The sequence below is a fragment of the Neobacillus niacini genome, assembly GCF_000759675.1.
Classification (GTDB): Bacteria; Bacillota; Bacilli; order Bacillales; family Cytobacillaceae; genus Neobacillus; species Neobacillus niacini_A.
Genome location: NZ_BAWM01000045.1, coordinates 211,086 through 218,432, shown reverse-complemented (window position 1 = coordinate 218,432; position 7,347 = coordinate 211,086). Strand labels below are relative to the sequence as shown.

The window sequence follows — 7,347 nt, the reverse complement described above, 5'->3', positions numbered from 1 at the left end:
CATACCGAACACGGAAGTTAAGCTTCTCAGCGCCGATGGTAGTTGGGACTTTGTCCCTGTGAGAGTAGGACGTTGCCAGGCAAAACGAAACACAACCTGATAAGGGTTGTGCTTTTTTGTGTTGTTCGAAAAGACAAAATAGTAAAAATTATCTTTTAATTCCCTTAAGCTTGATTTTTAAAGGAGGGAGGGAACCAAAACCCCTTTTTGATTCCCATGAGCTCGATATTTCAAAGATAGAGGGAACCAAAACCTCATTTTGATTCCCATAAACTTGACTTTTAAAGGATACAGGGAACCAAAACCTCTTTTTGATTCCCTTAAACACGACTTTTCAAGGATAGAGGGAATCAAACCTCATTTTTGATTTTTGGCATCTGATTCTTTCCTTCATAATTGATTCTTGCTTAATAAATCTAAATTCAAGAAAAAAATTAATTAATGGCTGTGTTAAAGCTAATTGTTGATTTTGGCACTCTGTTGATTGGAGCGGAAGGCACGAAGACTCCTGCGGGAGGCTCCCCGGACCGCCCGCGGAAAGCGAAGTGCCTGGAGTGGAAATCAACAGCAAAGTTTAACACAGCCAAATTAATTAAAGTAGAAAGAAGGATAAAAAAGAAGTAAGAGAGAAATCAGTGGGTAAAGAATCAAAAAATAAGGAGGATATATATTCAATGAAACTAGTAACCATAAAAAAAGAAGGCAAGCATGTGTTAGGTGTTAAAATTGAGAATGGCCTAATTGATCTTGAAGAGGCATTAAAAGAGATTCCTAATAATCAAGTACATACAAACATCATGGAGGTAATCGCGGGTGGAGATGAAGTCATTTCTGCACTCGAGGACTATATTACCAATCTGCCAACTGAAAATAAAACAAATTATATTAAAAATATAGAAGAAGTTGAGTGGGGACCTTGTGTCACACAACCGAACAAAATTATTTGTGTAGGTTTAAATTATCGCAAACATGCAGATGAAACAAATTCCCCTTATCCAGAAGTACCTATATTATTTAGTAAATTTAATAATTCATTAACAGGACATAAATGTGAGATAGCTGTGCCAAAAGTGACTCAAAGGCTGGATTACGAGGTAGAATTAGGGGTAGTAATTGGGAAGGAAGCGAAGTATGTAAGTAAGGAAAATGCTTTAGATTATGTATTTGGCTATTGTACAGCGAATGATTTATCAGCACGTGACCTGCAAAAAAGGACAAACCAATGGTTACTTGGAAAAACATGTGATGACTTCAGTCCTATAGGTCCTTATCTTGTAACAGCGGATGAAGTAGGTGACCCTAACAATTTACAATTAAAAACGTATGTGAATGGAGAAAAACGTCAAGATTCCAATACATCTGATATGATTTTTTATGTAGATGAAATTGTCAGCTATATTTCGCAGCACATGACTCTTACACCAGGTGATGTAATTCTTACTGGAACTCCAGCTGGTGTTATCATAGGCTACCCAATGGAAAAACGAGTTTACTTGAAGCCTGGTGATTTGGTAACTGTTGAAGTTGAAAAATTAGGTGCACTAACCAATAAATTAATCAAAGAAAAATAATTTTGGGGAAAGAGCCAGGCACTAAGCCTGCCTGGCCCTCCAATGCTGTATGAATTAGCGCCTCGAATATAAACTAAACACCTCATCCCAACTCCACTTTTCATAATAGGAGCTCCCCAAACTGATATCTTTAATCCAAAGCATTTCTCTCATACTATAGGTTGGAGAACTCATAACATGTGCATCTTTTCTATCTGTTCTAATCCAAAATAGATTATTCTTAACTATTTGTGGTCTAAAATCTCCATCTTTTTCAGAAGGAACCGTGATTTGGGTTTGTTTGTTATCTGATAGGCTTATCTTATATAGACTTGGCATAGCTCTTTGGTCCAAGTCCCCAGAACCGTTTTCCTTCGATCGGGAGACGATTACAGTTCGATTATTTTGCCACGTCAAATCACGATCTACAAAACCCCTTGGCGTAAGGATGACATTTTTCATAGAAGGGACATTTAAAACCTGCATTCGTTTATTGATCGTGGCTTCTCGTCCAACACCACTTATATATCCTAACAACCCATTATATGGAGCCCATTGGAACCATGCAGATTCATTTAACATTTCATCTGCCATTTGAAATGTTTTTCCATTAGCAGAAAGGATACATAAAGTATTTCCGTCAGCCGATAAGGAAGCGGTAGGGATTAACAAAAAACTAATCCACTTCTTGTCACTTGACCATTTAAATTCACTAGTAGAGACAAATATTTCATCTTTATCTAGCTTAATTGTATAAAAATGGGTAATAATGGGCTTTTCATTTTTTCTTAGGATAACTTTTGATAAAATAATATCTGAATCTAGTTTTGGACTTTTCTTTGTTGACAAAAGCAAACCATTGCCAGTGGGGAGCCAAGAGAAATTTTCTATGTTTTGGGCTATGGGTATAATTAAGCCTAATTGGCTGGTATCCAAAATAAATAAATTCTTTACAACTTGGAAACCAATTGTATTTTCACTCGGGGACCATTGAAAGTTATTATCAACATTTTCTTTAACCTTAGTATGTCTATTGCTCTTACTATTGTAGAGCCAGAGATCCATAACATCTCCTTCTTTGGCTCCCTTCAAATAAGCAACCCAGCTGCCATCGAATGACCATTTTGGATATCTTATATAACCTGCATCCGTAATTTTAATTTCCTTATCCTTTATTTTAAGCCATAAATGATCGTTTCTGATAAAAGCTGCTTTCAGATTATCCTTAGGTTCCGCTGAGACGAAACCTGGAAGGAAGGTTAAGAGCAAAAAAACAAATAAAAGTATTTTTTTCATTAGCAAAGTCACCCACCTAGTATCTTTAAATCTTATAATTCCCAATAAAAGGAGAAAAATATGTTCAAAATTTTTATTGTAGAAGATGATAAACAACTTGTAACGTTGCTTAATGAACATTTACATAAATTTGGCTTTGATACCCAGCCAGTAGATCAGTTTGATTCAGTTTTGGAGCAATTTGAAAGGTATTCCCCGCACCTTATCTTACTTGATGTGAATTTGCCTAAATTCGATGGTTATTATTGGTGCCGTCAAATTCGCAAAGTATCCACCTGTCCGATTATTTTTATTTCGGCCCGGGAAGGAAAAATGGATCAAGTGATGGCACTTGAAAATGGAGCAGATGACTATATCACAAAGCCATTTGATTACGATATTGCGGTAGCCAAAATCAATAGTCAGCTTCGTCGTGCCTATGGGAAGTTTGCTAGTACACATGGTGATCGATTAATTGATATAGAAGGGCTAAAACTAGATGTAGAAAGATTAACTTTGACGTTTCAAAAACAAAAGGTAGAAATTAGTCATACAGAGGTTAGAATTTTAGAAGAATTAATGAGGAGGTCCGAGAGGGTCGTAAGTCGTGATCGCCTCCTTGAAAAAATATGGGATGATCAAGTTTTTGTTGATGACAATACGTTAAATGTATATATCACACGTGTACGAAAGAAGTTAATGATATTAAATATTGAGGACGCTTTGCAAACGATTCGTGGACAAGGATATCGCCTTTTACCCAATTGGGGGGCACAGTCTTGAAGCTTTTTGTAAGGGAACAAATTCCTCTAATTATCGTCTATATAGCTCAATTAGTTTTGATCTTATTTGTATTTTGGCTTGATGGGTACCAAAATTATTCGATTATCCTGTATGCTGGAATTCTTAGCGGCTGTTTGTTTATCGGATATCTTGTCTATCGGTATCTAACCCACCGAAACTTTTATAAGCGTTTAGAAGAGCCACATACTCCTATGGATGAATTTATCAAGGCAGGTTCTGGGGCTCCATTAGCCACTAGTCTACATCTGTTATTGAAAAGTCAATACCGTCAGTATCAAAATGATTTACATCACTATCAGCATAAACTGAAGGACCATATTCAGTTTATTAATCAATGGGTTCACCAAATGAAGACACCATTGTCTGTAATTCATTTGATGATTCAGGATGAAGATGAGCCTCGCTTCACAGCAATAGGTGATGAACTTGACCGTATGAAAAAAGGTCTAGATATGGTGTTATATACTGCCCGTTTAGATGAATTTGAGCATGATTTTTATGTAGAAATGCTCCACTTAGAAAAGGTCGTACGCTCGGTTACTTCCAATCAAAAAAGGTTATTCATTCGAAACCGTGTTTTTCCCTCCTTACAATTGAATGATGAATTGAGTATAGCTTCAGATGAAAAATGGCTTTCATTTGTTTTAACTCAAATTATTACAAATGCAGTAAGATATACAACGGATGGAAATCGAAAAATTTTTCTTAAAGGCTTTAAACGCGACACTAATGTTGTGTTAGAAGTTCAGGATCAAGGTGTTGGAATCCCCGAAAGCGATCTGCCTAGAGTGTTTGATCCCTATTTCACGGGTGAAAATGGACGGAATTTTCAAGAGTCAACCGGAATGGGACTCTATTTAGCGAAGCAAATATGCGATAAACTTGGACACCGGGTAGAGATTGCATCAACCGTTAATAAAGGGACTACGGTCCGAATCATTTTTTAAAAATCAACCTTACAATCTTGTAAGCTAACTGTAAGTTTATGAAATGGCAGCCAGGTTCCTTTACTAGCTAAAATAAAGACATGAAATAAGAACAAGGAGTGAAGGTCTTGGCTATCTTAACTGTAAAACAATTAGCAAAGATATATGAGGGAAGAGTGGCGCATAAAGCCTTAGATAATATTAACTTTTCAATTGAAAAGGGAGAGTTTGTTGGGATCATGGGTCCATCAGGAAGTGGAAAAACAACGCTGCTGAACTTAATCTCAACCATCGATCAACCGAGCTCTGGTGAGGTTTTAATTAATGAACAGAATCCACATCAATTAAATCGCAAGCAAACGGCATTATTTCGAAGAAGAGAGTTGGGTTTTGTTTTTCAACACTTTAATTTACTGGATACGTTAACGGTTGAGGAGAATATCGTCCTTCCACTTACACTGGACGGGAAACGTGTTAATGAAATGGAGAGGAAGCTTCAAAAGGTTGCCCAAAAACTAGGGATAGATTCTATATTAAAAAAGCGCACCTATGAAATTTCTGGCGGACAAATGCAAAGAACAGCGATCGCTCGGGCGATTATTCATCAGCCTTCGCTTATTTTAGCAGATGAACCAACTGGAAACCTTGATTCAAAATCGGCTAAAGATGTTATGGAAACCATCTCGACGATTAACAGAGAGGATGGAGCGACTGCTTTAATGGTGACACATGATGCTGTTGCAGCGAGCTATTGCCACCGTGTTATTTTTATAAAAGACGGACAGCTATATAACGAGATTTACCGAGGAGATAATCGCCAGGCATTTTTCCAAAAAATTATTGATATGCTGGCATTACTAGGGGGTAACAGTCATGACCTTTCGACAGTTCGCCTTTAGAAATGTTATCCGCAATAAACGGACATATGCCGCTTATTTTTTAAGCAGCGCGTTCTCTGTGATGATTTTCTTTGTGTATGCCCTGTTTATTTTTAATCCTGATATAAAAAAAGGGGTAACCGCTTCGGTAGCGATTCAATTAATGGTTACAGCTGAAGTCATCATGTATGTTTTCTCATTCTTGTTTGTACTTTATTCGGTCAGCACGTTTTTGAAATCGCGTAAGCGGGAATTTGGGATATTAATGATGCACGGGATGACAAGGGGTCAGCTAAACCGAATGGTTTTTTTAGAAAACATGCTGATTGGTATTGGATCCATTATTGCTGGTATTGGTGCAGGAATCATCACAGGTAAATTGTTTCTAATGATAGGTTCGAGAATGCTTGATATTGAGTCCGTTCCTTTCTATTTATCTGGAAAAGCTCTTTCATGGACTATTTTTGCCTTTTTAATTCTCTTTTTATCTATCTCTATATTTACTACGCTGCTAGTCAGGATCAATAAGTTAATTGACTTATTCCAGGCCGGAGAAAAGCCAAAAAAAGAGCCCAAAGTTTCGAAAGTACTTGCGATTTTGTCTGCTATTCTACTAATTGCCAGTTATTATCTAGCAGCTACAACAACACTGGAAACGATGATGATTCGTATTCTACCTGTTGTTTTCATGACCATATTTGGAACCTACTTTTTCTATACCCAACTGTCGGTGTTCATGACCAAATTGCTTCAAAGAAATCGGATATTGTTTTGGAAAAGAACCAATATCATTACATTCTCAAGTTTGGCTTATCGCTTAAAGGATAATGCCCGGATGTTTTTTATGGTTACCATCGTTTCAACGGTTGCGTTTTGTGCAGTGGGAACACTCGCGTCAATGAATGTTTTAAACAAGCAATTTCAATTGGATTTTCCAGCAGCAGTAAGTTATCTTGCAAAGGATAATCAAGCTGTCCACCAGCATAACCTACAGCAAATCGAAAGTGAATTTCAAAAGCGAAATATCAACTATACTACACTTGAGATTCCATTGAAGTATGTGGAAATTGCTGATTCTACTGACCCTTACGCACGAGAAGAAATACCTGTTATTACGTATTCGAATTACAAAAAGATATCAGAGCTTGCTGGTTATCCATTCAAAGAGGACAAACCGACTGGAATGGAAGCACTTGCTATGCTAACGTCGTTAATTGAAACGTTTGACCCACAGACGTATACGCTAAAACAGGAGAACATTAAGCTTCAGCAAAATAAGGCGACAAATAATGTCGTGATTCCCTTTCAACTTATAACGAGTGAAGGACTTGTTGTTAGTGATGAGTTATATCAAAAACTTTCATCTAAAAATACAGTATTATTTACTGGATTTTTTACAGCTGAGTTTGAAAAAACAGCTGGAATGGCTGAAAATCTAGTGGAGAATGGTGCAGTCTTTAATACAAGTAAAAATCCTTATGCGATGACGGTAAGCGGAACATTATATCAACAGCTAATGAGCGTGTATCGGATTATGTTACTTGTAGCCTTTCTAATCGGTGCAGTCTTCTTTATTGCAGCAGGCAGCTTCTTGTATTTCCGATTATATGCGGATCTGGAATACGACCGTCGTTTATATTTGACGGTAAAGAAAGTAGGTTTAACTGATGGAGAGCTAAACAAGATTGTTACACGCCAGTTGGTACTTCTTTTCTTTGTTCCAATCACAATTGCAATCATTCACAGTATTTTTGCCTTCATGGCACTTCAAAGTTTCTTCTCGATGTCCATTGCAACTGAAATGGTCATTGTCATAGCAGGCTTTTTTATCGCACAAATCATTTATTTCTTATTTATCCGTCACCATTATTTACGAAATTTGAAAAAAACTTTAATTTAGAGGCTAAGCTGGTT

General features: G+C 36.9%; 6 protein-coding genes and 1 rRNA gene. 6 read left to right on the top strand and 1 reads right to left on the bottom strand.

What is annotated here, in order from left to right:
- Together rrf and TR08_RS17885 are read left to right on the top strand one after the other, a co-directional pair.
- Nucleotides 1-81 (top strand): 5S ribosomal RNA (rrf, locus tag TR08_RS34190); the annotation flags it as partial.
- Nucleotides 82-674: 593 nt separating this feature from the next.
- Nucleotides 675-1,571: a fumarylacetoacetate hydrolase family protein gene (locus tag TR08_RS17885; protein WP_045520442.1), complete on the top strand. Its 897-nt coding sequence runs from the start codon at nt 675-677 to the stop codon at nt 1,569-1,571.
- A 54-nt stretch (nt 1,572-1,625) separates the two neighbouring features.
- Here the strand turns inward: TR08_RS17885 and TR08_RS17880 are convergent, their stop codons facing one another.
- On the bottom strand, nt 1,626-2,846 hold the full coding sequence (locus TR08_RS17880; protein WP_045520481.1) for an eIF2A-related protein: 1,221 nt from the start codon (nt 2,844-2,846) through the stop codon (nt 1,626-1,628).
- A 60-nt stretch (nt 2,847-2,906) separates the two neighbouring features.
- Here TR08_RS17880 and TR08_RS17875 point away from each other — a divergent pair, with 60 nt between their 5' ends.
- From TR08_RS17875 to TR08_RS17860, 4 genes are all read left to right on the top strand, one after another.
- On the top strand, nt 2,907-3,608 hold the full coding sequence (locus TR08_RS17875) for a response regulator transcription factor (protein WP_045520440.1): 702 nt from the start codon (nt 2,907-2,909) through the stop codon (nt 3,606-3,608).
- A complete protein-coding gene (locus TR08_RS17870; RefSeq protein ID WP_045520438.1) occupies nt 3,605-4,576 on the top strand; it encodes a HAMP domain-containing histidine kinase in 972 nt (323 codons plus the stop codon). The genes TR08_RS17875 and TR08_RS17870 overlap by 4 nt, the downstream gene beginning before the upstream one ends.
- A 107-nt stretch (nt 4,577-4,683) precedes the next feature.
- The gene (locus tag TR08_RS17865) at nt 4,684-5,454 is read left to right on the top strand and encodes an ABC transporter ATP-binding protein (protein WP_045520436.1); all 771 of its coding nucleotides are present in this window, start codon (nt 4,684-4,686) and stop codon (nt 5,452-5,454) included.
- Nucleotides 5,429-7,333 (top strand): ABC transporter permease, encoded by a 1,905-nt coding sequence (locus tag TR08_RS17860; RefSeq protein WP_045520434.1) that lies wholly within the window; start codon nt 5,429-5,431, stop codon nt 7,331-7,333. The genes TR08_RS17865 and TR08_RS17860 overlap by 26 nt, the downstream gene beginning before the upstream one ends.
- Nucleotides 7,334-7,347: the final 14 nt, after the last annotated feature.